Genomic DNA, 25,777 nt, shown 5'->3' on the forward strand with positions numbered 1-25,777 from the left:
ACACGCCCGCGTGACGAAGGGTGGCCATAAGCACAGGCGTTAGGGGAACACCCCACCCTGTCGAGGATCTGTCATGAATCGCTTTGTCGTCGCCGCCATTTTGGCCTCCACCGGATTCGCCGCCGTTGCCGCCAGCCCGCTGGCCGCGCAGACCGCGCCCGCCCCTGCCCCGATGGGCGATGCCGACCGCACGATCACGCGCGACGAGGCACTCGCCGCCGCCGACGCGCGGTTCGACCGCATGGACGTAAACAAGGACGGCAAGCTGGATGCGACCGAACTGGCGCCGCGCCGCCAGCCCGCCGCCGCTCCCGGCGCGATGCCGCCTCCTCCGCCTCCTGCGGACGGCGCCGCTCCACCTCCCCCGCAGCAGTCGCCGGGCAACCGCATGCTCGCGCGGCTCGACACCAATGGCGACGGCTTCGTCGATCGTGCCGAGTTCCGCGCCCAGGCGACCAGCCGCTTCGACCGGATCGACGCGAACAAGGATGGCAAGATCGACGCCGCCGAGCGCCAGGCGGCGCGCGACGCCATGGGAATGCGCGGCCGTCGTGGACCGGGTGCGGGTGGCGACATGCCTCCACCGCCGCCGGCCGACGCGCCAAAACCAGATGCCGGGCAGTAAATCCCCATTTGCCCCGGCCGCCGGGCGGGTGTCCCTCCACGCCCGCCCGGCTTCGCCTTCCCGCTGAGGCGACGATTGCCTAGACAGACCCGATGAGCGGCCTTCCCCACATATTGCTGGTCGACGACGAGCGTTCGATCCGCGAACCGCTAGCGCAGTACCTCACCAAGCAGGGCTTTCGCGTCACCCAGGCCGGCGACGCCGAAGGCGCGCGGGCGCGGATGGCGGCCTACGCCATCGACCTCGTCATCCTCGACATCATGATGCCGGGCGAGGACGGTCTCAGCCTCTGCCGTCACCTTCGCGCGTCGGGCGACATTCCCGTCATCCTGCTGACCGCCAAGAGCGAGGAGACCGACCGTATCGTCGGGCTGGAAATGGGTGCCGACGATTACGTCGTGAAGCCCTTTTCCCCCCGCGAACTGGCGACGCGCGCCAAGGTCATCCTGCGCCGCGCCGCGGCAGGTGGCAGCCGCCAGCATGCGCCGGAAAGCGGCTCCTACGCCTTCGGCGGGTGGGTGCTGAAGACCGGCGAGCGCGCGCTGGTCGATCGTGAAGGCGTGTCGGTGCCGCTATCGACCGGCGAGTACAACCTGCTGCTCGCGCTCGCGCTGCGGCCACGGCAGGTGCTGACCCGCGACCAGCTGCTCGATCTGACGCAAGGGCGCGAGGCGATGGCATTCGACCGCGCGATCGACAACCAGGTCAGCCGGCTGCGGCGCAAGATCGAACCGGATCCCAAGAACCCCGAACTGATCAAGACGGTCTGGGGCGGCGGCTATACGCTTGCCGCAGAGGTCACGCGTCTTTGAGGTTGTGGCCGCGCAACTTGCCGGGCCAGATGGCGGTCATGGTCGCGATCGGCCTGTTCGTCGCGCAGGCGGTCAATTTCGGGCTGGCATTGCGCGATCGCCAGGCATTCCGGCTTGAACAAGTCGTCGGACCGACCGCCTCGCGGCTGATCGACACGGCTCAGGGCCAGCGCGACCGCGAGGATGGCCGCGCGGCGCCCCCACCGGGAAATTGGACGCCCGGCGCATCGCCGTGGGACCAGTTCCGGTCTCTGCCGTCAGCGGCAAACCCGATGGAAGGCGGCCTTCGCCGCCGCACCGATGTCGAGCAGGGCCTCCGCCAGCGGCTGACCGAAGCAGGCCTGCCGATAGGCCAGGTCCTGACCGGCATCCGGCCAGTCCACGTAGACGACCCGAGGCTCAAGCGCATGTCGCGGTATCGCGAACAACGGTTTCGCGCAGCCGAAAGCGAATTGCTGATCGCGATCGAACAGCCCGGCGTCGGATGGTGGACGACCAGCGTGCCGTGGCAGGATTCGGAATGGCCGATCGTTTCGCGGCTGATCGTCCAGACGCTAGTGCTCTACGCGATCGTGCTGGTCCCGGTGCTGTGGGCGACGCGGCGTATCGCCCGGCCGTTGCGGACCTTGACCAAGGCGGCGGAAGGTTTTCATCCCACCGACGAACTCGCGCCGATAGAGGAAAGCGGGCCGCACGACGTCCGCACGCTGATCGTCGCATTCAACCAGTTGCGCACGCGCGTGATGGCAATGCTGGACGAGAAGGATCGGATGCTCGGCGCGATCGGGCACGACCTGCGCACCCCCCTCGCCGCGTTGCGGGTGCGGATCGAATCGGTCGAGGACGATGACGATCGTAGCAAGATGGCCGATACGATCGACGAGATGAACTCGACGCTCGACGACATTCTGTCGCTGGCGCGGCTGGGGCGCCCGAGCGAGCCCGTGACCGAAGTCGATGTCGCCGCGTTAGTCGATGCGGTGGTCGAGGATTTCCGCGACCTGGGCAAGCCGGTCGAGTTCGCCGAGGCCGATCGGCTCAAGATGCGGCTGCGCCCGTCATTGATGCGGCGCGCAGTGCGCAACCTGATCGAGAATGCGGTCAAATATGGCGGCGGCGCGGAGGTGTTCCTGCGTCCAGGGGCCAAGGCGGTCGAAATCGCCGTGTGCGATAAAGGCCCAGGCATTCCGGTCGAGCGGATCGGCGAGGTTTTCGAGGCCTTCACGCGTCTCGAAAGCTCGCGAAACAAGGGAACGGGCGGGATCGGACTGGGCCTTGCGCTCGCTCGCGCGATCGTGCGCGAGGCCGGTGGCGACATCCGCCTGGCGAACCGTCCGGAGGGTGGTCTCGCCGCGACGATTACGTTGCCACGCTAAACCGGAACCCCCCGGGTTTGGCGCCCGACGCTATCCTCCCGAACGCGCAGCATCGCCAGCGCCGCCAATACCATCACCCCCGCCGCGAACGCCATCGTCCAGATGGGTTCGGTCGGGAACCACGCCTTCATGATCGATCCCATGACGGTGGCGACCAACAATTGCGGCACGACGACAAAGACGTTGAACAACCCCATGTAAATCCCCAGCTTTCGCGGCGGCAGGCTGGAGGCGAGGATCGCATAGGGCATGGCGAGGATCGACGCCCAGGCGATGCCGATACCCACTTCGCTGACGAGCAACGCGCGGGCATCGTGGACGATGAAGAAGCTGGCATAGCCCGCCGCCCCGCACAGCAGGCCGACGATGTGGGTCCGCGCCTGACCGATCCTCGCCGCGAGCCATGGCAACAATGTGAGCGCGGCCACCGCCGCGACGCCGTTATAGACGCCGAACAAAGTATCGACCCATTGTCCGGCTTCCTGAAAGCGCGGGCTATCGCGATTGGGCGCGTCGAAGAAATATTGCGCCACTACCGGCCCGGTGTTGATCCACATGATGAACAGCGCCGACCAGGTGAAGAACTGGACCAGCGCGAGCTTCTTCATCAGCGGCGGCATGCCGGTGAAATCGCCAACGATATGGCCGAGCATCGCGGCTCCACGCCCCTGTCGCGCCCGCCAGATCACGAAGATGCTTGCCAGCCCGTACCCGGCGACCAGGGCGGCAAGCAGATACATTTCCTTTTGAAGATCGAACCGGTGCACGCCGATCGCGATCAGTCCCCCGGCAACGATCCATGTCAGGCAATTGGCATAGGTCCGCGCCGCCAACACACGGATCGTCTCGCCGTGCGCTTCCTCGGGGTCGCGATCGAACGACGCCATTTGCGCCGGATCGTATTCGCGCGTTGTCACGATCGTCCAAAGCACTGACAGAAACAGAGCGGCCCCGCCGAACCAGAACGCAAAGCGCACGGTGTCGGGTATCTGGCCCCCGACCGCCGCGTTGGAGACGCCGAGATGCTCCAGAATGTTCGGGAATATCGACCCGACCACGGCACCCGCACCGATAAAGGCGGTCTGCACCGCATAGCCGATACTGTGCTGGTCCTTGCGCAGCATGTCGCCGACGAACGCACGGAATGGCTCCATCGAAATGTTGAGCGACGCGTCGAGCACCCACAGCATGGCCGCGGCGAAAAGCAGCACATGCGCCTGCGGCATGACCACCAACGCCAGCGTCGCCAGGATCGCCCCGGTCAGGAAATAGGGCCGCCGCCGTCCTAGCCGCCCCAGCCAGGTGCGGTCGGACATGTGGCCGATGATCGGCTGGACCAGCAATCCGGTAAGCGGCGCCGCCACCCAGAGCGCGGGCAGATCGTCCAGGCTCGACCCAAGCGTCTGGAAGACCCGGCTCATGTTCGCGTTCTGCAGCGCGAAACCGATCTGGATGCCGAAAAAGCCGAACGAAATATTCCAAAGGCCGCGCCAATTCTGCCGCGGCTTTTCCAACATTGCCGCGTCCATCACTTGGCCTCGGCGGTCGAGCGGCGGACGATCAGGCGCGGCGGCAGGACCACCGCCTCGGTTTCCTCCGACCGGATGCGGCGAAGCAGTGTATCGACGAGCATCTCGCCGGCCTTCGCATAATCCTGCGCGATCGTGGTGAGCGGCGGGTGCGACAGGCTCGCGGCGGGGATGTCGTCGAACCCGACCACCGACACGTCGCGCGGAACGTCGAGTCCCGCTTCCTCCAGCGCGCGCATCGCGCCGATCGCAATCAGGTCGCTGGCCGCGAAGATGGCGTCGAACGGAATACCGCGCCCGATCAGTTTCTGGGCGGCTTCGTAGCCGGAGGCCTCGGTCGTGATGGCGTCGACTTGCAACCCGATATCGGGCTTCAATCCCGCACCGATCATCGCCTCGCATGCGCCGTGATACCGCTCTTCCAGTTCGGGCGAATGGCTCGACGCCTCACCCAGAAACGCGATCTTGCGGCGGCCGAGACCGATCAGGTGCGCCGCCGCATTGCGCCCGCCAAGGACATTGTCGCAGCCAATAGTAGTCCCCGGCTGGTCGGACTGGACCGATCCCCAGCGAACGAAATGCGTCCCTTGCGCCTCGAGCTGCTCCAGCCGTGAGCGATACGTCTCGTAATCACCATAGCCGAGCAGGATGATGCCGTCCGCCTTGTGGCTGTCCTCATAATCGACATGCCAGTTCGACGAGAGTTGCTGGAACGAGGTCAGCAAATCGTAGCCGCGCAACGAACACGTCCGCGCGATCGACCCCAGCATCGACAGGAAGAAGGGGTTAATGAGTGAATCGTCGGGCGTCGGATCTTCGAAGAACAGTAACGCCAGGGTGTTGGTGTGGCGGCTGCGCAGGGACGATGCGTTCTTGTCGACCTTGTAGTTGAGTTGCGCCGCGATCGCCTCGATGCGCTTGCGCGTCGCTTCGCTGACCGTGGGGTCGCCGCGCAGAGCGCGCGAGACGGTCGGCTGCGAAACGCCCGCGCGCTGCGCTATGTCGAACGACGTCGGCTTGTCGGATAGCATTGCCCGACGCTGTCTCCCCTTTCCGGCCGTCGAAAGCGACCGGCTCGGCGCCAGTGTAGCCGGGAGAAGGGCGCCGCGATAGGGTTCGCGCGCGAAACGTGTGTCAGGCACTTTTCCTCCCCGTGCGCCCTCTCGGGATGGGGCGGTCGCGCGACGCTAGGCGAGTGATGGCCCCGCCGATACGCCACTGCATACGTATTCGGCGGCGCGCGCGCTGCCAGGCGTGGCACAGGGCGCGAAAACCGGAGGACAGGATGCTGAAACTGATCGCGCTGGCGCTGCTGACGAGCATGATGAGCGCGCCTACTTACGCCGCGACCAAGGCGGCCGACCCGTACACGCCCAAGCCCTATGTCACACTGAAGCATCCAGCCTGGTCGAAGGATGCGGTGCTGTATCAGCTAAACATCCGCCAGTTCACGCGCGAGGGCACGTTCAAGGCGGCGGAGGCTCAACTGCCCCGTCTGAAGGAACTCGGCGTCGGCATTATCTGGCTGATGCCGATCAACCCGATCGGGGAGGAAAACCGCAAGGGAACGCTCGGCAGCCCATATTCGGTGAAGAACTATTACGGCGTGAACCCGGAATTCGGGACGCTCGCCGAGCTAAAGTCGTTCGTCGCGGCCGCGCACAAGCTTGGGATGCACGTCATTCTCGATTGGGTCGCGAACCATACGGCGTGGGACAATCCCATGCACAAGTTGCATCCCGACTGGTACGAACATGACTGGAAGGGCGCGAACCGGCCGACGCCGTGGTGGGACTGGTCGGACATCATCGACCTCGATTATTCGAAGCCCGGCCTACGCCGCTACATGACCGACGCGATGAAATATTGGGTGCGCGTCGCCGACATCGACGGATTCCGGTGCGACGTGGCGGGCTACGTTCCGCTCGATTTCTGGGAGAATGCCCGCGCCGAACTCGACCGCATCAAGCCCGTCTTCATGCTCGCCGAGTTTGACCAGCGCGACGTCCACCGCAAGGCGTTCGACGCGAGTTACGCGTGGAAATGGAACAACGCGATGGCAGACATCGCGGCGGGCAAGGCCGATGTCGGCGCGCTGTTCGGCTATTATTCGGAAACCGAAAGCGCGTGGCCTGCCGAGGCGATGCGGATGACCTATACCGAAAATCACGACCAGAATGCGTGGGAAGGCACCGAGTTCGAACGCTTCGGCAAGGCGCTGCCCAACGCGATCGTACTGTCGTTCGTCGGCGAGGGCATACCGCTGATCTACAACGGACAGGAAGCGGGCAACCCGAAGCGGCTGAAGTTCTTCGAACGCGATCCGATCGAATGGCGCGACCATCCCAACAACGACCTGTTCAAGCGCTTGATCGCCTTCCGCAAGGCGCACCCGGCGCTGTGGAATGCGCCATGGGGCGCGGCGATGACCCCTGTCGTGAACACCGCGCCGAGCAAGGTGCTGTCGTTCGTCCGCGCCAAGAACCGCGACAAGGTGTTCGCGCTGTTCAACCTCTCGGGCGATACGCAGACGATCGGCTTTACCGACGGGCCGAGCGACGGCCACTATGTCGACTTCGCCGATGGATCGGCGCTGACGATCACGCGATCGACCAGCGTGACGCTGGCGCCGTGGAGCTATCGAATCCTTAGTTCCAAGTAAGTGCGCCGGCGACGAACACCGGGCGATGCATTCGCGCAACACCGAGTGATGCATATTCTTGAATACGTATGTGGCCGACTTGGCCGATTTCGCGCCGGCAAATAGGGGCGGCAAGTCCGTAACGCGCCAAGTGGGCGCGCACCGAGGCCAAAGTTGGCGCGGCTGCAAGGGGAGGAATTAATGCGCTTTTCTCGATCCATTCGTCGTACCGATCTCGCACTGCGCGTCAGCTGCATCGCGTTGGCCGGTGCGCTGGCCGCCGTCGCATCGCCCGCGGCCGCACAGGACACCGCTGCGTCCGATCAAGCCGCCGACGCCGCCAACGACATCGTCGTGTCGGGCTTCCGCGCCTCGCTGCAAAGCGCGACCGCCAAGAAGAAGAATGTCGATCAGGTCGTCGAATCTGTCACGGCCGAAGACATCGGCAAGCTGCCCGACGCGTCGATCGCGGAATCGATCGCCCGCCTCCCCGGCCTCACCTCGCAGCGCCTTTCGGGTCGCTCCAATAGCATCTCGATCCGCGGCTTCTCGCCCGATTTCTCGACGACGCTGCTGAACGGCCGCGAACAGACCTCGACCGGCGACAACCGCGCGGTCGAATATGACCAGTATCCGTCGGAAGTCGTCAATTCGGTGCTGGTCTACAAGACGCCGATGGCGTCGATCATCGGCCAGGGCCTGTCGGGCACGGTCGACCTGCGCACGATCCGCCCGCTCGAATACGGCAAGACCGTCGTGTCGATCGGCGCGCGCGGCTCCTACGCCGATCTGGGCAAGCTCAACGCGAAGTCGCGTGACCTCGGCTACCGCGTCAACGGCGTCTATGTCGGCCAGTTCATGAACGACACGCTCGGCGTCGCCCTGTCGGCCAGCTATGTCAACGAACCTTATCAGATCAGCGAGTTCAACTCGTGGGGGTACGCCAACACGACGGCGGCGGCCACACCGGTCGTGATCGGCGGGTCCAAGTCGTACAACACGTCCACCACGCTCAAGCGGCTCGGTCTCCAGGGCACCGTCGAGTGGAAGCCGGCACCGAACTTCACGACGACGTTCGACGCCTTCTATTCGGACTTCAAGGACGACCAGATCAAGCGCGGCATCGAATTGCCGCTTTATTGGGGCGGCGCGCCGCTTACAAATGCGCAGACCGACCCGTCAACCGGGCTCATCACCTCTGGCACCTTCACCGGCGTGAAGGGCGTCGTCCGCAACGACGCATTCCAGCGCCACGCCAAGCTCTATTCGTTCGGGTGGAACGGCGCGTACAAAGGCGACAATGGCTGGAACGCCTATCTCGACGTCAGCTATTCGAAGACCGATCGCAACGAGCTCAACATCGAAAGCTATTCGGGCACGGGCCGCGCCGGGGTTGGCGCGACCGACACGATCGGCTTCAGCAGCGGCCTGCAAGGTTCGACCTTCACGCACAACCTCAACTATGGCGACTACAACCTGATCCAGCTGACCAGTCCGCAAGGTTGGGGCGGCACGCAGATCGCGACCAACGGGACCCAGGTGGTCGGCGGACAGGATGGCTATTACAACAACCGGTTCATCAGGGACGAGCTTTGGCAATACCGCGCCGAGGTCGAGAAGGAGATCGACAACGGGTTCATTCGGTCCGTGCAGTTCGGCCTGAATTACACCAACCGTTCCAAGGCGTTGACGCCGGACGAATATTTCCTGGGGCTGAAGGCCAACACCAACGGCACGACCAGCGTGTCGATTCCCAGCCAGTATCGGCTCGGGATGACCAACCTGCTGTTCGGCCTGGGTCCGGTGGTGAGCTACGACCCTGTCGCGCTGGTCAAGAGCGGGATCTACAACCTCGTGCCGAACCCCTATGGCGACGTCGTGGTCAAGGCCTATGACATCCGCGAAAAGCTGATGACAGGCTATTTCCAGACCAACATCAAGCACCAGATGGGCGCGTCCGAACTGACCGGCAATGTAGGCGTTCAGGTGATTGTGACCGACCAGAACTCCAACGGCGCGTCGGCAGTGTATCTCGGGGCCAACCCGAACGGCTCGCCCAATATCGGCGTGGCGCGGCGCAACGCCAGCACCGATTATGTCGACGTCCTGCCCAGCCTGAACCTGTCGCTGCGCCTGCCGAGCGATTTCGTGATCCGCTTCGCTGCGGCGCGCGAGATCATCCGGCCGCGCCTCGACGACATGCGCGCGACGGTGAGCTTCGGCTACACCTTCGCGACGATCAACGGACAGAACTTCGCCCAGGTCACCGGCAGCTCCGGCAATCCGGATTTGCGGCCGTGGCGCGCGAATGCGGTCGACCTGACCTTCGAGAAGTATTTCGGCGAGAAGGGCTTCATCTCGGCGCAGTTCTTCTACAAGGATCTGAAGAGCTACATCTACAATCAGGATACGGTGATCCCCACCACCAGCCTGGCGCTCGCTAGCCCGGGTCCGCAATATATCATCTCGCCCACCGCGGTGCTCAACACGCCAATCAACGGCAAGGGCGGCTCGCTTTACGGCGCCGAACTCGCGGCGACCCTGCCCTTCTCGACCTTCACCTCGGCGCTCGACGGCTTCGGCATCACGGGTGGCGCGTCTTACACCAAGACGCAGATCCACCCGACGCCGGGCGCGCCGTCGGAGGACATTCCGGGCTATTCGAAGTGGGTCGCCAACGGCACGCTCTTCTTCGAGAAGTGGGGCTTCAATGCGCGCGGCAGCGTCCGTTACCGTTCGACTTTCGTCGGCGAAGTATCAGGCTTCGCGGCCAACCGCGTCCGTCGCCGCGCGGCGCCGGAAACGATCGTCGATGCGCAGGTCGGCTATGACTTCGGCGGCGCGCTGAAGGGTCTGTCGATCTACGTCCAGGGACAGAACCTGACCGACGAGCCGTTCACGACCTACAACCCGAACCACCCAGAACAGGTGATCGACTATCAGAAATATGGTCGCCGGTTCCTGGCCGGGGCGTCATTCAAGTTCTGACATAGCCGCGGACGCCGCCGGTCGCCTATGACCGGCGGCGTCTCGAGGCGAAGGATTTTTCCGTGGAGCAGCGCACACAGACGCTCGTCATCGTCGGCGGTGGCACCGCCGGATGGATGACAGCCGCCATGACCGCGCGGTTCCTGGAAAGCGGCTGGCGCATCGTGCTGGTCGAATCGGACGCGATCGGCACGGTCGGCGTCGGTGAATCGACCATTCCGCAAATCCAGTTGTTCAACGCCGCGCTCGGGCTCGACGAGGACGACTTCCTCCGCGCGACGCAGGGCACGATCAAGCTGGGGATCGAATTCGACGGCTGGACCCAGCCGGGCGAGCGCTACATGCACGCGTTCGGCACGATCGGGCGCGGACTCGGCCTGACCCAATTCCATCATTACTGGCTGCGCGCGCGCCAGGCGGGAAGCGCGCAGGCCCTTTCGAGCTATTCTCTCAACGAAACCGCCGCCCGCCGGCTGAAGTTCGCTCGCCAGACCGGGCCGCAGCCGGGCGTCATTCCGCCGATGCCCTACGCCTTTCAGTTCGATGCCGCGCTCTACGCCGCCTATCTGCGCCGATATGCCGAAGCGCGCGGCGTCGTACGGGTCGAGGGTCGGATCGTCGGCGTAAAGCGTATCGGCGAGAGCGGCGATGTCGCGTCGGTGCGGCTGGACGACGACTGCGCGGTGGCGGGCGACCTGTTCGTCGACGCGTCGGGCTTCCGCTCGCTGCTGCTTGGCGAGGCGCTGGGGGTGGGGTTCGAGGACTGGTCGCACTGGCTGCCGTGCGACCGAGCGATGGCGGTGCCCTGCGCGCTCGGCGGCGATTTCACGCCCTACACCCGGGCGACGGCGCGCAAGGCCGGGTGGCAATGGCGCATCCCGCTCCAGCACCGCATCGGCAACGGCTATGTCTATGCCAGCAAGCACGTCTCCGACGACGAGGCGGCGGCGACCCTGCTCGCCAATCTCGACGGCGAAGCGATGGCCGATCCCAAGCCGCTTCGCTTCACCGCGGGAAAGCGCGATGCGTTCTTCGTCTGCAACGTGGTCGCGATCGGGCTCGCATCGGGATTTCTCGAGCCGCTCGAATCGACCAGTATCCACCTGATCCAGACCGCGATCGCGCGATTGCTCGACTTGCTGCCGGGCGGTCCGGTCAGCGACGCGGCGCGCGCCGAATATAACCGCCTCGCGCATTTCGAGTTCGACCGCATCCGCGACTTCCTCGTGCTGCACTATCACGCGAACCAGCGCGTCGGTGAGCCTTTGTGGGACCACGCCCGCATGATGTCCCTGCCCGAGGAACTGGACCGCAAGCTCGCCTTGTGGCGCGCGACCGGGAACGTCTCACGGCTCCCCGACGAATTGTTCGCCGAACCCGCCTGGGTCCAGGTGCTGATCGGCCAGGGCATCATCCCAGATCGCTATCACCCCCTCGCCGACCAGCTCGACAGCAGCGACCTCGACGGCTTCCTGTCGACGGTCGCCACCGTCGTCGACCGCACCGCTGCGGCGATGCGGAGCCATGCCGATTTCATCGCGCGCCACTGCGCCGCGCCAACCCGGAGCCTGACCGCATGATCCGCCGCGCGTTGCTGACCGCCCTGCTCGCCACGTCGCTCGTCCAGCCGGCGGTTTCGACCCCTGCCCCGGCGCCGTCCTATCGCGACCGCCTGCCCGAGGACGAGGTGATCTATTTCGTCCTTCCCGATCGGTTCGAAAACGGCGACCCGAAGAACGATACCGGCGGACTCAAGGGCGACCGGCTGACCACCGGGTTCGATCCGACCGCGAAAGGCTTCTATCATGGTGGCGACCTGAAGGGGCTGATCAAGCGGCTCGACTACATCCAGGCGCTCGGCGCGACCGCCTTGTGGGTCGGACCGATCTTCAAGAACAAGGCGGTGCAGGGACCGGTCGGTGACGAAAGCGCCGGCTATCACGGTTACTGGATCACCGACTTTACTCAGGTCGACCCCCATTTCGGCACCAACGCCGATTTCAAGGCGCTGGTCGATGCCGCCCATGCGCGCGGGATGAAGGTCTATATGGACATCATCGCCAACCACACCGCCGACGTGATCAAGTATCGCGAGTGCGCGCCCGACAAGCCGTGCGCGTATCGCAGCCGCGCCGATTATCCCTACACGCGGCGCGGCGGCATCGGCGGGCCGGCGATCAATCCTGCTTTCACCGGCGGGAATTATGACAAGCTGACCGACCCGATCTGGGCCTACACCCCTTATCTCCCCAAGGGGGAGGAGAAGGTGAAGGTTCCGGCGTGGCTCAACGACCCGGTCTATTACCACAATCGCGGCGATTCGACCTTCTCGACCGAGGATTCGCAGCTCGGCGATTTCTCCGGGCTCGACGACCTGATGACCGAGAATCCGCGTGTCATTGCCGGGATGATCGAGATCTACGGCAAGTGGATCGACGATTTCGGGGTCGACGGCTTCCGCATCGATACCGCGCAGCATGTCGACGCCGCGTTCTGGCGCGCGTTCGTCCCCGCGATGCTGGCGCGCGCCAGGGCGAACGGCATCCCCAATTTCCACATCTTCGGCGAAGTGTTCACCGATCAGATGGACCCTGCCCGCCTCGCCGAGCATACCCGCGCCGGCGGGTTGCCGTCGGTGCTCGACTTCGCCTTTGCCCGCGCCGTGATCGACACGGTCGGCGGGACCGCGCCGACCGGCGAGCTGTTCCGATTGTTCTTTGCCGACCCGGTCTACGAAGGCGGCGAAGCGGGCGCGCGCACCCTGCCCACCTTCCTCGGCAATCACGACGCGGGCCGTTTCTCGCAGTTCGTGAAGAAGGGCTTTCCGACCGCCAGCGACGACGAATTACTCAAGCGCGTCATGCTGGGCCACGCTATGCTGCTCACGCTGCGCGGCGTGCCGACGATCTATTACGGCGACGAACAGGGCTTCGTCAGCGACGGCGGCGACCAACTGGCGCGCGAGGACATGTTCGGCAGCAAGGTCGCGGTCTATAACGACAACAAGTTGCTCGGCACGACCAAGACCACCGCGACGCCGAGTTTCGGCACCGACAATCCGATCTTCAAGCTGATCGCCGAATTGTCGCGCATCCGCACCAGCCACCGCGCGCTCACTCGCGGGCGTCAGGAACTGCGCGCCTGGGGCAACAAGCCAGGCCTGTTCGCCGTGTCGCGGTTCGACCCAGATACGGGCAAGGAAGTGCTGATCGCGTTCAACACTTCGACCGCGCCGCTGTCGGCCAACGTCCTGGTCGATCAGGCATCGACGGCGTTCGCGCCGCTCCACGGCCGGTGCGCCGCCACCGCGAGCGCGCCGGGCAGCGTCAGGGCCGATCTCGCCCCGCTCGACTTCATCATCTGCGAGGCCAAGTGAACGACGTGTCCCGCCTGACCGTACCTGCATCGGCGACGCGCGAATGGTGGCGCGGCGCCGTGATCTATCAGATCTACCCGCGCAGCTTCGCCGATTCGAACGGCGACGGGATCGGCGACTTGCCGGGCATCACCGCGCATCTCGATCACGTCGCGAGCCTGGGCGTCGACGGCATCTGGCTGTCGCCCTTCTTCACGTCACCGATGCTCGATTTCGGTTACGACGTTGCGGATTATTGCGACGTCGATCCGATCTTCGGCACGCTCGCCGATTTCGACGCACTGATCGCCCGCGCACACGAACTGGGCCTCAAGGTGCTGATCGACCAGGTTTATTCGCATTCGAGCGACCAGCACGCCTGGTTCCGCGAAAGCCGCACCGACCGCACCAATCCCAGGGCCGACTGGTACGTCTGGGCCGACGCGAAGCCGGACGGATCGCCACCCAGCAACTGGCAGTCGGTGTTCGGCGGCCCCGCCTGGACGTGGGATGCGCGGCGCGGGCAATATTACATGCACAATTTCCTGGCGTCGCAGCCGCAGCTCCACGTTCACAATCGGGCGGTGCAGGACGCGTTGCTGGGGACGGCGAAGTTCTGGCTGGACCGCGGCGTCGACGGGTTCCGTATCGATGCGATCAACTTTTCGATGCACGACCCCGCGCTGACCGACAATCCGCCCGCCCCGCCGGGGCCGCGCACGCGTCCCTTCGATTTCCAGCTTCACATCCACAACCAGAGCCAACCGGAAATCCCCCTTTTCCTCGAGCGGCTCCGGTCGCTGCTGGATGGCTATGGCGCGACGTTCACCGTGGCCGAGGTCGGCGGCGCGCATCCGGAGGCGGAAATGCACGCTTTCACCGAGGGTGATCGCCGGCTCAATTCGGCCTATGGCTTCAACTTCCTCTACGCCGACCGGCTGACACCTGCGCTGGTCCGCGACGCGCTGGCGCAATGGCCGCAGACGCCGGGGACGGGCTGGCCGAGCTGGGCGTTCGAGAATCACGACGCGCCGCGCGCGATTTCGCGCTGGGTCGGGCCGGAGCATCGCGCGGCGTTCGCGCGGCTCAAGCTGCTGCTGCTGATCAGCCTGCGCGGCAACCTGTTCCTCTATCAGGGCGAGGAGCTCGGACTGACGCAGGTAGATATTCCGTTCGAATCGCTCAAGGACCCGGAAGCCATCGCCAACTGGCCGCTGACGCTGTCCCGCGACGGCGCGCGGACGCCGATGCCGTGGCGCGGCAACCCCAACGACCATGCCGGTTTCTCGACCGCGGCGCCGTGGCTGCCGATCGGCGAGGATCATGCGAGCCTTGCGGTCGATCGACAGAATGCCGACCCCGCATCGCTGCTCAACCTAACGCGCCGGCTGATCGCGTTCCGCCATGCAAGCGATGCGTTGATGACGGGCGATGTGGCGATGCTGGCGGTGACCGACACCCTGCTGGCGTTCGAGCGGTCGGCGGGGACCGAAACCCTGCTCTGCGTGTTCAATCTCGCGCCCGAACATGCCGACTGGACCCCGACCGACGCGGGCCAATGGAGCGCGGTGGAAACCGTGGGTGATGTCGATGGCTGGCGGCTTGGCGGCTATGCCGGGCTGATCGCGACCAGATTATGAGGAGTCCGCGATGCGGTTGGTGAGTTTCCTGGCCGCTTTGGCCATGCTGCTGGTGGCCGCGCCGGCCCTCGCGCAGTCGCCCGTCATCGACGCGAGTGTCGAATCCCCCGGCAAGGTGCTGAGCGCGTCGGTCGCGATCGGACCGGAAGGGCGCGCCAGCTACTCCGTGTCGCGGAACGGCAAGGCGGTGATCGCGCCTTCGTTGCTCGGCTTCCTGTTCACCGACGCCCCGCAATTCGCCCGCGACCTGGAAATCGCCAATGTCACGCGCTCGACCTTCGACGAAAGCTGGACCCAGCCATGGGGCGAATGGCGCACGATCCGCAACCATTACAACGAGATGCGCGTCACCCTTCGCGAGGTGAACAAGCTCAAGCGCAGCATCGCCGTCGTGTTCCGCGTCTATGACAACGGCATCGGCTTTCGCTACGAATTCCCCGACCAGCCCAACCTCAAGACCGCCAACATCGCCGAGGAACTGACGCAATTCGCGGTCGCCGAGTCCGCCACCGCCTGGTGGTCGCCCGCGTTCGAATCGAACCGCGAGGAACAGCTCTACAACAAGACCCCGATCGCCGAGATCGGCACCGCGCAGACCCCGTTGACGCTCAAGACCGCGAGCGGGCTCTACGTCGCGATCCACGAGGCGGCGTTGGTCGATTATTCGGGGATGAACGTCGCGAAGGTGCAGGGCGGATTGCTAAAGGCGGTACTGACGCCCTCGTCCAGCGGCCCGAAGGTCAGCCGCGCCGCGCCCTTCCCGACGCCGTGGCGCGTGCTGCTGATCACGCCCGATGCGCCGTCGCTGTACATGGCCAATTCGCTGATCCTCAACCTCAACGAGCCCAACAAGCTCGGCGACGTGTCCTGGGTCAAGCCGATGAAATATGTCGGCATCTGGTGGGGCATGCACCTCGACACGCAATCGTGGAGTTCGGGGCCGAAGCACGGCGCGACCACCGCGAACGTGATGAAGATGATCGACTTCGCCGCCGACAACGGGTTCAAGGGCGTGCTGGTCGAGGGGTGGAATGTCGGTTGGGACGGCGACTGGTTCGCCAATGGCTGGACCTTCAGCTTCACCCAGCCCTACCCCGACTATGACATCAAGAAGCTGACCGACTACGCCCGGTCGAAGGGCGTCGTGATCATCGGCCACAACGAGACGTCGGCGAACATCGCGCATTACGAGGACCAAATGCGCGCCGCGTTCGACCTCTATCAGAAGCTCGGCATCACCGCGGTGAAGACCGGTTACGTCTCCGACGCCGGCGGCGTGCAATGGCGCGCGCCGGACGGCTCGATCCGCTACGAATGGCATGAAGGTCAGGTGATGGCGCGCCACCATCTGCTCGTCGTCACCGAAGCCGCCAAGCGCCGCATCACGATCGACGCGCACGAGCCGATCAAGGATACGGGCTTGCGCCGCACTTATCCCAACTGGGTCAGTCGCGAGGGGCAGCGCGGCATGGAATACAATGCGTGGGGCGTGCCCAAGAACCCGCCCAAGTGGGAAAGCGAACTGGTCTTCACCCGGATGCTCGGCGGGCCGTTCGACTTCACGCCCGGCGTGCTCAGCCTGAAGGGCCGCGGCGACACCGACATATTGTCGACCATCGCCAAGCAGCTCGCGCTCTACGTCGTGATCTATTCGCCGATCCAGATGGCGGCCGACCTGCCGGAGAACTATGCGAAATATCCGGCGGCATTCCAGTTCATCAAGGATGTCGCGGTCGATTGGGACGACACGCGCGTGCTCAACGGCGAGGTCGGCGAATATGCCACGATCGTCCGCAAGGCCAAGGGATCGGAGGACTGGTTCCTCGGCTCGGTCGGCGACGACACCGCGCGCGCGTTCGACGTCAGTCTCGACTTCCTGTCACCCGGCAAGACCTACACCGCGCAAATCTATCGCGACGGTGACGACGCCGACTATCGCACCGACAAGCGCCACTCGATCGTGATCGAAACGCGCAAGGTAAAGAAGGGCGACGTGCTGACGATCAGGCTCGCGCCCGGTGGCGGCCAGGCGATCCGGTTCAAGGCTGGGAGATAGCGCCTAAGCACTGGTGCGGGTGGTCGGGCTCGAACCGACACTCCTTGCGGAACCGGATTTTGAGTCCGGCGCGTCTACCAATTCCACCACACCCGCTAGCGTGTGGGCGGCTGCCTAGACGAGGGGCGTCGTCCCGGCAAGCCGCCCCGAACGGTTACGAGAAAGTCTCGCCCAGATTGCTGGCTCCGCCCAGCGGATCGGGACCGTAGCGGTTCGGCCCAGTCGTGCCCGGCAGGCACCAGAACACCAGCAGCACAATGGCGCCGATCAGACCCAGCAGCGACACGATCCCGCCGATCGCCGACACACCGGTGCTGCCATTGGCGGCGGCGCCGACACTCAAGACCCAGCTGAGGAGGACCGGCCCCCAATAGATCATCACCCACCAGCCGGATCGGTCGGTGTCGTGCAGCCGGCGCACCTGCACCGCCAGCGTCGGGACGATCAGCCCGAGCCAGATGACGACGAAGACGACGGCAAGGATCCCCATCGACCCCAGGAAGCCCATCATGCCCCCGGCGGCGAGGCCGCCATTACCACTGGTCGCCATGCCCATCGCCCCTAGTCCAATGACCATCGCGACGACCATGAACACCAAATAGAGCAGAAACACGCCTAGCGTGAACATCCAGAATTCCATGCGCCGCGACCGGCCGCTGAATTCGGCATACCGCTTAAGCGGCAACAACATCCATTCCATGAAAGCCCCCTCTTGCTTAGCGCGGTCAGTCTGAACACGCCTGACGCCAAGTCAACTGTCTCAATTGGTTGGCGCGCGGCGGCGATAGCTTAGCGCTTCGGCGACGTGCACGCGGCCGACGCCGTCCGACTCTGCAAGATCGGCAATCGTCCGGGCGACGCGAAGGATGCGAGTATAGCCGCGCGCCGACAGCCGCATCGCCTCCGATGCTTGGGCCAGCAATGTCCGCCCGGCCTCATCCGGCGTCGCGACCGATTCGAGCAGGTCGCCGTCAATCTCGGCGTTGGTCCGGGCGGCATGACCGGCATAGCGCGCCGCCTGGATCGCGCGCGCCGCGGCGACGCGGGCGGCGACTTCGGCCGATCCTTCGGCGGGCGGCGGCAGGACGAGGTCGGCGGCGCTGACCGCCTGCACCTCGACATGCAGGTCGATGCGATCGAGCAGCGGCCCTGATACCTTGGCCTGATAATCCGCCGCGCATTTCGGCGCCCGCGCGCACGCCAGGCTCGCATCACCGAGATGCCCACAGCGGCACGGGTTCATCGCTGCGACCAACTGGACGCGCGCCGGAAAGGTAACGTGCGCATTGGCACGCGCGACGCTGACGGTGCCGGTCTCGAGCGGCTGGCGCAACGAATCGAGCACGGCGCGCTGGAATTCGGGCAGCTCGTCGAGGAACAGTACGCCGAGATGCGCGAGGCTGACCTCGCCCGGCCGCACGCGCAGCCCGCCGCCGACCAGCGCCGCCATCGACGCCGAATGGTGCGGCGCGCGATACGGCCGCGTCCGCGTGATCCGTCCGCCCTCCAGCGTGCCCGCGACCGATTGTACCATCGACACTTCGAGCGCTTCGGCGGCGTCGAGCGGCGGCAGGATGACGGGCAGGCATGACGCCATCAGCGACTTGCCTGCCCCGGGAGGGCCGACCATCAGCAGGTTGTGTGCGCCGGCCGCCGCGATCTCCAGCGCGCGCTTGGCGGTTTCCTGTCCCTTTACTTGCTTGAGGTCGGGGCCGAAGCTCGGTTCACTCGCCTCGCCGGGTTGAGGCGCGCCGAGCAACTGGCTGCCCTTCAGGTGGTTGAGCAGCGACAGCAGATCCGCCGCCGCGACGACCTGGACCGATCCTGCCCACGCCGCTTCCGCCCCCTGCGCGGCCGGACAGACCAGCCCCTTCCCTTCTTGCGACGCATGCAACGCCGCGAGCAACACGCCGGGCGACGGCGCGATGCGGCCGTCCAGCCCCAGTTCGCCGACCACGACGAACTCGCTCAGCGTCTCGGCATCGACAACGCCCATCGCGCCGAGCAACGCCAGCGCGATCGGCAAGTCGAAATGCGTGCCTTCCTTGGGCAGATCGGCGGGCGACAGGTTGACGACGATCCGCTTGGGCGGCAGCGACAGGCCCATCGCGGCGATCGCGCCCCTCACCCGCTCGCGGCTTTCCGCTACCGCCTTGTCGGCCAGCCCGACCACGGTGAAGCTCGGCAATCCGGCGATAAGGCTGCATTGGACCTCGACCGCGCGCGCTTCTAGCCCCAGGTACGCGACCGTCGATACCAAAGTCGTCATGCAAGCCCCCGCTTTCTCCGTATTCGTAACAGCTTGTCCGGGGTTGGAACAGCGATCGGTATCCCATCGAAAGATGTTATCGACAGCGTCTTGCACGACTGATACACCGCGCCCACATCCAACGCCGATGGAAAGGCGCTGTCCCTCCGCGTTGACTTATCGCGCGACCTCGCTTATGCGCGCCCCCAGCAAGGCCGCCTGCGTGGCGGCCCTTTTCTATTCTGACGATCAGGGAATGAGCGATGAAGCGGACTTTTCAGCCGAGCAACCTGGTGCGGGCGCGCCGGCACGGCTTCCGCGCGCGGATGGCGACCGTGGGCGGCCGCAACGTGATCCGCGCCCGCCGCGCACGCGGCCGCAAGAAGCTGTCGGCGTAATAACGCTGACCAAGCGCCGCGATTTCCTCGCGGCAAACAGCGGCAAACGCGCACCGATGCCGGGCTTCGTCCTGTTGGTTAAGGCGCGCGGGGACGGCGATCCCGCGATGCGGGTCGGCTATACGGTAACGAAGAAGATCGGCAACGCCGTGGTGCGCAATCGCATCAAGCGGCGTTTTCGCGCGTTGGCGCGCGAAATCCTGCCCCAGAGCGGAGTCGTGGGCGCCGACCATGTCCTGATCGGCCGGTCGGACGGCCTGACTCGCGACTTCGCTCAGTTGAAGGCCGACCTCACCAAGGCGTTGGCGAAAGTCGCGCGATGATCGGGCGATTCTTCACCTGGCTGCTCGTCGGCATCGTGCGGCTGTGGCAGATCGGCCCGTCGGCGATCCTGCCGCCGACCTGCCGCTATCAGCCGTCATGTTCGGCCTATGCAATCACCGCGCTTCGCCGCTATGGCCCGCTCAAGGGCGGGTGGCTGGCGGTCAAGCGGATCGCACGGTGCCATCCCTGGGGCGGGTATGGACCCGACCCTGTTCCCTGATTTCTCGATAAGGTCGCTGCATCCGTGAACGACAATCGCAATTTCATCACCTTCGCGATCATCGCGGCGCTGATCCTGTTCGGCTGGCCGGTGATCGCCAACAAGGTGTTCCCACCCGCCAACCCGCCGGTGACCAAGATCGAGGGCGGCAAGACCAAGATCGTGCCGAATCCGGCGTCCCCCTCCCCAACGACGCCTGCTAAGACCCGCGACCTGAAGGCGATCCTGGGCGAAAGCGCGGGGCAGCGCGTCGTGATCGACACGCCGACGCTGAAGGGTTCGATCAACCTGAAGGGCGCGCGGATCGATGATCTGGTGCTGACCCAGTACAAGGAAACGATCGCCAAGGATTCGCCGCCCATCCGCCTGCTCTCGCCGGTCGGCACTGCCGACGCTTATTACGCGCAGTTCGGGTGGCAGGATAACGGCCTGAAGCCGCCAAGCGCCGACACGGTGTGGAAGGCGAGCGGCGCTATGCTCGCGCCGGGCAAGCCGGTGACGCTGACCGCCGCCAACAGCCAGGGCCAGGTCTTCGCGATCGAACTGGCGGTCGACGACCAGTATATGTTCACGATCCGCCAGACGGTCGCGAACAAGGGCGCTGCACCGGTCGATGTCGCGCCCGCCGGCATCGTCAGTCGCGCGCGGCCCTCGGCCGACGTCGATAGCTGGACGATCCAGATCGGTCCGATGTCGGTGCATGACAGCAAGGCGGATTACGATCTTAATTATAAGGACGTTGCGGCATCGAAGCCGTTCACCACGAACGGCGGATGGCTGGGCTTCACCGACAAATACTGGCTGACCGCCCTGATTCCCGACCAGGGGTCGAGTTTCGCGGGCGAATTTACGGGGGCTGACGGGAGCGGCTATTCGGCGGACTATGCGCGCGCAAAGACGACGCTCGCGCCGGGCAAGGCCCTGACCCAGACCAGCCGCTTCTTCGCCGGATCAAAGGAAGTCAGAGTCCTCGATGGTTATCAGGACAAGCAGGGCGTCCAGCTGTTCGGCAAGGCGCTCGACTGGGGCTGGTTCGAGGTGATCGAGAAACCGATCTTCTATTATCTCGACTGGCTGTTCCGCATGATCGGCAATTTCGGCGTCGCGATCATGCTGTTGACGGTCACGATCCGTGGCCTGATCTTCCCAATCGCGCAGCGCCAGTTCGCGTCGATGGCGTCGATGCGCGCGATTCAGCCGAAGATGAAGGCGCTGCAGGAACGCTACAAGGACGACAAGCAGCGTCAGCAGCAGGAGATCATGAAGCTGTACAAGGATGAGAAGGTCAATCCTCTCGCGGGCTGCCTCCCTACCCTCATCCAGATCCCGATCATGTATTCGCTCTATAAGGTGCTGATGCTGACGATCGAAATGCGGCATCAACCGTTCGTCGCCTGGATCAAGGACCTGTCGGCGCCCGACCCGCTGACCCCGATCAACCTGTTCGGCCTGCTCGATTTCGTGCCGCCACACTGGATCGCGATCGGCGTGGTGCCGATCCTGCTCGGGATTTCGATGTGGCTGCAGTTCCGCATGAACCCCGCGCCGATGGACGAGACGCAGAAGCAAGTATTCGCGTTGATGCCGTGGGTGCTGATGTTCGTGATGGCGCCGTTCGCCGTCGGCCTGCAGGTCTACTGGATCACCAGCAATCTGCTGACCGTGCTGCAGCAGCGGGTGCTGTATTCGCGGCATCCGGCGCTCAGGGAACCGATGGCCAAGTAGGTGACGGAAACACCGGACACTTTCGACGAGGACACGATCGAGACGGCACGGAAGGTCTTTGCCGGCCCGATCGCGTTCCTCAAGTCTGCGCCTGCGCTCCAGCACTTGCCCGGCGCGGACGCGCCCGAAGTAGCGTTCGCCGGCCGATCAAACGTCGGCAAGTCGTCGCTGCTTAACGCGTTGACAAACCGGAACGGCCTTGCCCGCACTTCCAACACGCCGGGACGCACGCAGGAACTCAACTTTTTCGACGTGGGCCAGCCGCTTGCGTTCCGGCTGGTCGATATGCCCGGCTACGGCTTCGCTAAGGCACCCAAGGACGTCGTCAAGAAATGGCGGTTCCTGGTCAACGATTACCTGCGCGGGCGCGACGTGCTCAAGCGGACATTGGTTCTGGTCGATGCACGGCATGGGCTGAAGGATGTCGATCGCGAAATCATGGAGATGCTGGACAAGGCAGCGGTGAGCTATCGCCTGGTCCTGACCAAGGCGGACAAGATCAAGCCGACCGAACTCGCCGATGTCGCCGCGCGCACCGCCGCCGAGGCGCGCACGCGTCCCGCCGCCCACCCGGACATCATCGCGACGTCGAGCGAAACCGGCCTCGGTATCGCCGAGCTTCGCGCCGCCGTGATCGAAGCGATTGGTTAAATTGGATTCTTCGTCGCGTCCGCGGTAATCCGCGACAATCGACGGCGCTTTACCTTTCGGCAACCAAAGTCGTTTAAGGTTCTACCCTGAGGCACGCGTATGTGCGGGGTATCGTGACATGAAGTTCTTCATCCTGTTCGGGCTGCTCGCCGCGGTGATCGGCGACCTGACCTTCAACAACGGCGACTATACGCGGGCGTTCGGCCACCGGGTGTCCGAATTCGGCGACGCGATCCGCAACAGCAGCCAGACGCTCTGGGGCGCCTGACCCGGATTGCTCCGGGCGACTCCTCCCGCTAGATCGGTTGCAACAAGCAATCGATCGGGAGTGGATGATGACGTTACCGGCCAAGGCGCGCGAACTGCGCACGCTGATCACTGACGGCAAGCTCGAACTGTCGATCCAGGAAGTCGACGTGATGCCGCCGGGTCCGGGCGAAGTCGTGGTCCGGATCGAAGCCGCGCCGATCAACCCGTCCGATCAGCCTCTCCTGCTCGGCCCCGCCGACCTGACGACGCTGGCGAGCGACGGCCGCGTCACCACCGCTGCGATCCCCGAAGCGATGGCCGGTCTGGTCGCGGCGCGGCTCGGCAAGTCGCTGCCCGCGGGCAATGAAGGCGCGGGCGTGGTGGTCGCCGCGGGCGATGGCGCCGAACATCTGATCGGCAAGACCGTCGCCGTGCTCGGCGGCGCGATGTACACGCAATACAGAACGGTGCCGCTCGCCGCGGTGCTGGTCTATGGCGAGGGCGTCACCCCGGCGCAGGGCGCGTCGGCGTTCGTCAACCCGCTGACCGCGCTCGCCATGGTGGAGACGATGCGGATGGAAGGGCACACCGCTTTGGTCCACACCGCCGCGGCGTCGAACCTCGGCCAGATGCTCAACAAGATCTGCATCAAGGATGGCGTCGACCTCGTCAACATTGTGCGCAGCGACGAACAGGCGAAGATCCTGAGCAACATTGGCGCCAAATATATCATCGATTCGTCCAAGCCCGATTTCCGGGACGCGCTGGTCGATGCGCTGAGCGAGACGGGAGCGACGATCGCGTTCGACGCGACAGGCGGCGGCGACCTAGCCGGGCGCATCCTGGCGGCGATGGAGGCCGCGCTGGTCCGCAAGACTCCTCCAACGACGCAATATGGGTCGCCGGTGCACAAGCAGGTCTATATCTATGGCCGGCTCAACCTCACGCCGCTCACGATCGTGCAGAACATGGGATTCGCCTGGGGCGTGGGTGGGTTTTTGTTGACGCCGTTCCTGATGAAGGCGGGGACGGAAACAGTCGCGCGGTTGCGCCAGCGTGTCGCGGACGAGATCCTGACCACCTTCGCGAGCAGCTACACGTCCGAAATCTCGCTCGACCAGGCGATCGCGCCGGATACGATCCTCGGTTGGCAACGCAAGGCAACGGGGGAGAAATACCTGATCAACCCGACGCTGTAACGCGCCGGATCTCAGTCGCCGGCGATGAAGGCCGTCATCCGCCACGTGCCGTCGTTCTTGCGGAATACCGCGCGGTAGCTGTAGCCGGTCCAGAGGAAATCGTTCGAGACGTAGCCGGTGGTGCCGTCCTCGAACGTCACCTTGGTCCAGTCGCGCGCTTCGTCGCCGATCGTCACGCCTTCCCAATCGGCGGTGCGGACGACCTTGGCGGTCTTGGCCGGCGCCTCGCGGATGTTCACTCGCTCGCCGCTGATCAACGCGATGTCGGCCAGATCGCCGGTCGGACCGTTCTCATACCAATAGGGCGCGCTCGCCTCACCATCCTTCAACGAGCATCCGTGCGCCAGCATGCGGCCGAGTTGGCCCCAGATCTCCGACGTCGCCGGCTTGTCGAGCTTCCATTCCTTGGTGAACCCCGCGCGGCCGTGTGGGTCGCCCATGCTCCATTCGATATCGCTCGTCGTGACGGCCAGCAGCGCCTTGGCGTCCTTGCGCTTTACGACGTCGGCCAGCGCCGTGCGGAACGCGACGAACGACGCATCCGCGACGCAATCGTCGCGCGGCGGATATTGTTTGGCGTAAGCTGGCGACGCCGCAAGCAAAGTCGCGGCCAGGGCGGCACTAACCATCTTCATCGTCCGCATGGCATCACGCCGACGGCGCCAAGTCAATCATCGTTACGGCTAAAATCCAAATGTCGAATTTCACGAAGCCAAAAGCTTGAATTCGTGTCATCATGGCGTCGCATTCTTGGGGAGCCGTCATGGACAAGGACCCGAACGAGCAGGCCGACCAACGGGGCGGCACCGATCGCCGACAGGATAGCGACCCGGACTATGGCGGACCGGAGCGCCGCCAGAAGGATCGCCGCAAGGAAGCGCGCAGGCCGACCTGACCGGTTCGCGACGCGCGGAGTCGCCACGCCCGGTTGCCCGGCGGCGTGATCGGTCTTACCGACGCGCCATGCTCAAGCTCATCATCGGCAACAAGGCCTATTCGTCGTGGTCGCTGCGCGGCTGGCTCGCATGCAAGCAATCGGGACTGCCGTTCGAGGAAGTCGTCGTGCCGCTCTATGACGACGATTGGGACAAGCGCCGCGAAGGCGACGAGTTCGCGCCGTCGTCGGGCAAGGTGCCGATCCTGTGGGACGGCGACGTGGTGGTATGGGACAGTCTCGCGATCGTCGATTTCCTCAACGAACGGACCGGCAACACCAAATTCTGGCCCACCGACGAGGCCGCGCGCGCGATGGCACGATCGATGGCGGCGGAGATGCATTCGGGTTTCCAGAAGCTGCGCGCCAAGTGCACGATGAACATCCGCCAGGTCTATACTACCAAGAAGCCCGACGACGACGTGCTCGAGGACCTGACCAGGCTGATGGAAATCTGGGCGCAGGCGCGCGCGCGGTTCGGCGGCGACGGCGATTTCCTGTTCGGCGATTTCGGCGCGGCCGACATCATGTTCGCGCCGGTCTGCACGCGGATCGTGACCTATCAACTCCCGGTCGCGCGGTTCGCGGTGCCCTATGTCGAAACCGTGCTAAACCACCCCTTCATGCAGGACTGGATCGCCGCCGCGCAAGAAGAGGAATGGGTGATCGAGAAGTTCGAGCAAGCCGCATCTTCGTAACATTCGCGCTGGCGTCACTGCCAGCTACGGGCGGTGCTCTATAGCGGCCTTGACTGTTTTACCGATACTTCTAGGCTATTGGTATCAGGGGGGAATCGACTTGGCACGG

At 64.9% G+C, this 25,777-nt stretch carries 23 protein-coding genes and 1 tRNA gene; 18 read left to right on the forward strand and 6 right to left on the reverse strand.

Annotation, left to right across the window (positions count from 1 at the left end; translation table 11 throughout):
• Nucleotides 1-73: 73 nt before the first annotated feature.
• The 3 genes from J0J06_RS06935 to J0J06_RS06945 all read left to right on the forward strand — a co-directional run bounded on the left by J0J06_RS06935 (nucleotide 74) and on the right by J0J06_RS06945 (nucleotide 2,813).
• A complete protein-coding gene (locus J0J06_RS06935; RefSeq protein ID WP_294040578.1) occupies nucleotides 74-625 on the forward strand; it encodes a hypothetical protein in 552 nt (183 codons plus the stop codon).
• Nucleotides 626-717: 92 nt separating this feature from the next.
• Nucleotides 718-1,437 carry a response regulator gene (locus J0J06_RS06940; RefSeq protein WP_294040579.1) on the forward strand — a complete coding sequence of 240 codons (720 nt, stop codon included), beginning with the start codon at nucleotides 718-720 and terminating at the stop codon, nucleotides 1,435-1,437.
• Between the two features lie 29 nt (nucleotides 1,438-1,466).
• Nucleotides 1,467-2,813 (forward strand): HAMP domain-containing sensor histidine kinase, encoded by a 1,347-nt coding sequence (locus J0J06_RS06945; RefSeq protein ID WP_294040863.1) that lies wholly within the window; start codon nucleotides 1,467-1,469, stop codon nucleotides 2,811-2,813.
• Here the strand turns inward: J0J06_RS06945 and J0J06_RS06950 are convergent.
• On the reverse strand, nucleotides 2,810-4,330 hold the full coding sequence (locus J0J06_RS06950) for an MFS transporter (protein WP_294040580.1): 1,521 nt from the start codon (nucleotides 4,328-4,330) through the stop codon (nucleotides 2,810-2,812). The genes J0J06_RS06945 and J0J06_RS06950 overlap by 4 nt on opposite strands.
• Nucleotides 4,331-4,341: 11 nt before the next feature.
• Nucleotides 4,342-5,373, reverse strand: a complete 1,032-nt coding sequence (locus J0J06_RS06955) for a LacI family DNA-binding transcriptional regulator (protein ID WP_294040581.1) — start codon at nucleotides 5,371-5,373, stop codon at nucleotides 4,342-4,344.
• Nucleotides 5,374-5,627: 254 nt separating this feature from the next.
• Here J0J06_RS06955 and J0J06_RS06960 point away from each other — a divergent pair, with 254 nt between their 5' ends.
• From J0J06_RS06960 to J0J06_RS06985, 6 genes are all read left to right on the forward strand, one after another.
• Nucleotides 5,628-7,004 (forward strand): alpha-amylase family glycosyl hydrolase, encoded by a 1,377-nt coding sequence (locus J0J06_RS06960; protein WP_294040582.1) that lies wholly within the window; start codon nucleotides 5,628-5,630, stop codon nucleotides 7,002-7,004.
• A 180-nt stretch (nucleotides 7,005-7,184) separates the two neighbouring features.
• Nucleotides 7,185-9,971, forward strand: a complete 2,787-nt coding sequence (locus tag J0J06_RS06965) for a TonB-dependent receptor (RefSeq protein ID WP_294040583.1) — start codon at nucleotides 7,185-7,187, stop codon at nucleotides 9,969-9,971.
• A 62-nt stretch (nucleotides 9,972-10,033) separates the two neighbouring features.
• A complete protein-coding gene (locus J0J06_RS06970; RefSeq protein ID WP_294040584.1) occupies nucleotides 10,034-11,551 on the forward strand; it encodes a tryptophan halogenase family protein in 1,518 nt (505 codons plus the stop codon).
• Nucleotides 11,548-13,347, forward strand: coding sequence for an alpha-amylase family glycosyl hydrolase (locus J0J06_RS06975; RefSeq protein WP_294040585.1), 1,800 nt, complete (start codon nucleotides 11,548-11,550; stop codon nucleotides 13,345-13,347). Before J0J06_RS06970 ends, J0J06_RS06975 begins: the two co-directional genes overlap by 4 nt.
• On the forward strand, nucleotides 13,344-14,966 hold the full coding sequence (locus tag J0J06_RS06980; protein WP_294040586.1) for an alpha-glucosidase: 1,623 nt from the start codon (nucleotides 13,344-13,346) through the stop codon (nucleotides 14,964-14,966). Before J0J06_RS06975 ends, J0J06_RS06980 begins: the two co-directional genes overlap by 4 nt.
• A 10-nt stretch (nucleotides 14,967-14,976) precedes the next feature.
• Nucleotides 14,977-17,022, forward strand: coding sequence for a glycoside hydrolase family 97 protein (locus J0J06_RS06985; protein WP_294040587.1), 2,046 nt, complete (start codon nucleotides 14,977-14,979; stop codon nucleotides 17,020-17,022).
• Nucleotides 17,023-17,033: 11 nt separating this feature from the next.
• On the opposite strand, the gene J0J06_RS06990 is transcribed toward J0J06_RS06985, so the two are convergent.
• The 3 genes from J0J06_RS06990 to J0J06_RS07000 form a co-directional block, all read right to left on the reverse strand.
• Nucleotides 17,034-17,118: transfer RNA gene (locus J0J06_RS06990), tRNA-Leu, on the reverse strand.
• 58 nt (nucleotides 17,119-17,176) lie between these two features.
• Nucleotides 17,177-17,722: a DUF805 domain-containing protein gene (locus tag J0J06_RS06995; protein WP_294040588.1), complete on the reverse strand. Its 546-nt coding sequence runs from the start codon at nucleotides 17,720-17,722 to the stop codon at nucleotides 17,177-17,179.
• Between the two features lie 60 nt (nucleotides 17,723-17,782).
• The gene (locus J0J06_RS07000) at nucleotides 17,783-19,291 is read right to left on the reverse strand and encodes a YifB family Mg chelatase-like AAA ATPase (RefSeq protein WP_294040589.1); all 1,509 of its coding nucleotides are present in this window, start codon (nucleotides 19,289-19,291) and stop codon (nucleotides 17,783-17,785) included.
• Between the two features lie 242 nt (nucleotides 19,292-19,533).
• Between J0J06_RS07000 and rpmH the strand changes: the two genes are divergently transcribed.
• The 7 genes from rpmH (at nucleotide 19,534) to J0J06_RS07035 (ending at nucleotide 24,036) form a co-directional block, all read left to right on the forward strand.
• Entirely contained in the window at nucleotides 19,534-19,668 is a 135-nt protein-coding gene (gene rpmH, locus J0J06_RS07005) for a 50S ribosomal protein L34 (RefSeq protein ID WP_135983209.1), read from the forward strand.
• A 5-nt stretch (nucleotides 19,669-19,673) separates the two neighbouring features.
• On the forward strand, nucleotides 19,674-19,991 hold the full coding sequence (gene rnpA, locus J0J06_RS07010; protein ID WP_294040864.1) for a ribonuclease P protein component: 318 nt from the start codon (nucleotides 19,674-19,676) through the stop codon (nucleotides 19,989-19,991).
• Nucleotides 19,988-20,212, forward strand: coding sequence for a membrane protein insertion efficiency factor YidD (yidD, locus tag J0J06_RS07015; protein ID WP_294040590.1), 225 nt, complete (start codon nucleotides 19,988-19,990; stop codon nucleotides 20,210-20,212). Before rnpA ends, yidD begins: the two co-directional genes overlap by 4 nt.
• Nucleotides 20,213-20,236: 24 nt before the next feature.
• Complete coding sequence (gene yidC / locus J0J06_RS07020) at nucleotides 20,237-21,937, forward strand: membrane protein insertase YidC (protein ID WP_294040591.1); 1,701 nt, start codon at nucleotides 20,237-20,239, stop codon at nucleotides 21,935-21,937.
• A complete protein-coding gene (gene yihA, locus J0J06_RS07025; protein WP_294040592.1) occupies nucleotides 21,938-22,588 on the forward strand; it encodes a ribosome biogenesis GTP-binding protein YihA/YsxC in 651 nt (216 codons plus the stop codon). It begins immediately after the preceding gene.
• Between the two features lie 118 nt (nucleotides 22,589-22,706).
• Nucleotides 22,707-22,856 carry a hypothetical protein gene (locus tag J0J06_RS07030; RefSeq protein ID WP_294040593.1) on the forward strand — a complete coding sequence of 50 codons (150 nt, stop codon included), beginning with the start codon at nucleotides 22,707-22,709 and terminating at the stop codon, nucleotides 22,854-22,856.
• 64 nt (nucleotides 22,857-22,920) lie between these two features.
• Nucleotides 22,921-24,036, forward strand: a complete 1,116-nt coding sequence (locus J0J06_RS07035; RefSeq protein ID WP_366931196.1) for a zinc-binding dehydrogenase — start codon at nucleotides 22,921-22,923, stop codon at nucleotides 24,034-24,036.
• Between the two features lie 11 nt (nucleotides 24,037-24,047).
• On the opposite strand, the gene J0J06_RS07040 is transcribed toward J0J06_RS07035, so the two are convergent.
• A complete protein-coding gene (locus J0J06_RS07040; protein WP_294040594.1) occupies nucleotides 24,048-24,665 on the reverse strand; it encodes an SH3 domain-containing protein in 618 nt (205 codons plus the stop codon).
• A gap of 134 nt (nucleotides 24,666-24,799) precedes the next feature.
• Here J0J06_RS07040 and J0J06_RS07045 point away from each other — a divergent pair, with 134 nt between their 5' ends.
• Both J0J06_RS07045 and J0J06_RS07050 read left to right on the forward strand, forming a co-directional pair.
• Nucleotides 24,800-24,931, forward strand: a complete 132-nt coding sequence (locus J0J06_RS07045; protein ID WP_294040595.1) for a hypothetical protein — start codon at nucleotides 24,800-24,802, stop codon at nucleotides 24,929-24,931.
• 68 nt (nucleotides 24,932-24,999) lie between these two features.
• Nucleotides 25,000-25,668 (forward strand): glutathione S-transferase family protein, encoded by a 669-nt coding sequence (locus tag J0J06_RS07050; protein ID WP_294040596.1) that lies wholly within the window; start codon nucleotides 25,000-25,002, stop codon nucleotides 25,666-25,668.
• Nucleotides 25,669-25,777: the final 109 nt, after the last annotated feature.

Origin of the sequence: Sphingomonas sp., from assembly GCF_017304615.1 — a bacterium.
GTDB lineage: Bacteria > Pseudomonadota > Alphaproteobacteria > Sphingomonadales > Sphingomonadaceae > Sphingomonas.

Coding starts and splice junctions, on each gene's coding strand:
- J0J06_RS06935 (WP_294040578.1), top strand. CDS start 74: ATGAATCGCTTTGTCGTCGCCGCCATTTTGGCCTCCACCGGATTCGCC.
- J0J06_RS06940 (WP_294040579.1), top strand. CDS start 718: ATGAGCGGCCTTCCCCACATATTGCTGGTCGACGACGAGCGTTCGATC.
- J0J06_RS06945 (WP_294040863.1), top strand. CDS start 1,467: ATGGCGGTCATGGTCGCGATCGGCCTGTTCGTCGCGCAGGCGGTCAAT.
- J0J06_RS06950 (WP_294040580.1), bottom strand. CDS start 4,330: ATGTTGGAAAAGCCGCGGCAGAATTGGCGCGGCCTTTGGAATATTTCG.
- J0J06_RS06955 (WP_294040581.1), bottom strand. CDS start 5,373: ATGCTATCCGACAAGCCGACGTCGTTCGACATAGCGCAGCGCGCGGGC.
- J0J06_RS06960 (WP_294040582.1), top strand. CDS start 5,628: ATGCTGAAACTGATCGCGCTGGCGCTGCTGACGAGCATGATGAGCGCG.
- J0J06_RS06965 (WP_294040583.1), top strand. CDS start 7,185: ATGCGCTTTTCTCGATCCATTCGTCGTACCGATCTCGCACTGCGCGTC.
- J0J06_RS06975 (WP_294040585.1), top strand. CDS start 11,548: ATGATCCGCCGCGCGTTGCTGACCGCCCTGCTCGCCACGTCGCTCGTC.
- J0J06_RS06985 (WP_294040587.1), top strand. CDS start 14,977: ATGCGGTTGGTGAGTTTCCTGGCCGCTTTGGCCATGCTGCTGGTGGCC.
- J0J06_RS06995 (WP_294040588.1), bottom strand. CDS start 17,722: ATGGAATGGATGTTGTTGCCGCTTAAGCGGTATGCCGAATTCAGCGGC.
- J0J06_RS07000 (WP_294040589.1), bottom strand. CDS start 19,291: ATGACGACTTTGGTATCGACGGTCGCGTACCTGGGGCTAGAAGCGCGC.
- rpmH (WP_135983209.1), top strand. CDS start 19,534: ATGAAGCGGACTTTTCAGCCGAGCAACCTGGTGCGGGCGCGCCGGCAC.
- yidD (WP_294040590.1), top strand. CDS start 19,988: ATGATCGGGCGATTCTTCACCTGGCTGCTCGTCGGCATCGTGCGGCTG.
- J0J06_RS07030 (WP_294040593.1), top strand. CDS start 22,707: ATGAAGTTCTTCATCCTGTTCGGGCTGCTCGCCGCGGTGATCGGCGAC.
- J0J06_RS07035 (WP_366931196.1), top strand. CDS start 22,921: ATGATGACGTTACCGGCCAAGGCGCGCGAACTGCGCACGCTGATCACT.
- J0J06_RS07040 (WP_294040594.1), bottom strand. CDS start 24,665: ATGGTTAGTGCCGCCCTGGCCGCGACTTTGCTTGCGGCGTCGCCAGCT.
- J0J06_RS07045 (WP_294040595.1), top strand. CDS start 24,800: ATGGACAAGGACCCGAACGAGCAGGCCGACCAACGGGGCGGCACCGAT.
- J0J06_RS07050 (WP_294040596.1), top strand. CDS start 25,000: ATGCTCAAGCTCATCATCGGCAACAAGGCCTATTCGTCGTGGTCGCTG.